We start from the raw sequence: 486 nt of genomic DNA, 5'->3' as shown, positions 1-486 counted from the left end.
GACGGGCCTGGTGCGCAACGTGCGCAGTTCCCGTACCAACGTCCGGTCATGAGATGCCGGAGAAGACTCGCCGGGCCGTGTCGGGGTGGCGATGAGCACGGCGATCAGTGCGGGCAGGCACACCAGGGCGATGACGCCAAGCGTGGCCCGCCACCCCAGTGCCGCCCCGATGAACGCCCCGGCCGGAACCCCGGCGATCAAGGCCACGGACGTTCCGGCGAGGATGACGGACAGGGCGCGTGCCTGACGCTCGGCAGCGACGATGCGCGAGACGGTGGACAGCGTCACGGCGAGGAACCCGGCGTTGGCCAGCGCCGCGAGAACCCGCGTCGCGAAGAGCACACCGAAATCATCGGTCAGCGCTCCGACGACGTGTACCACGATGAAGACCGCGAGAAACCCCGTGAGTGTCCACCGGGGCGAGAGCCTGCGGCTGATCGCCGCCATCGTGGTGGGTCCCTCGATCATCCCGTCCGCTAACGCGGT

The 486-nt window shown here is 69.3% G+C and carries 1 protein-coding gene; it reads right to left on the bottom strand.

Annotation, left to right across the window (positions count from 1 at the left end):
• On the bottom strand, nt 1-468 hold a 468-nt coding region (locus KVS67_RS11615; RefSeq protein ID WP_254629358.1), incomplete at its 3' end, for an MFS transporter.
• Between the last annotated feature and the right edge of the window lie 18 nt (nt 469-486).

It is taken from the genome of Micrococcus sp. GbtcB5 (genome assembly GCF_019091605.1).
GTDB lineage: Bacteria > Actinomycetota > Actinomycetes > Actinomycetales > Micrococcaceae > Micrococcus > Micrococcus luteus.
The sequence above is the reverse complement of the archived record's forward strand: the minus strand, read 5'-3'. Positions and strand labels throughout refer to the sequence as shown.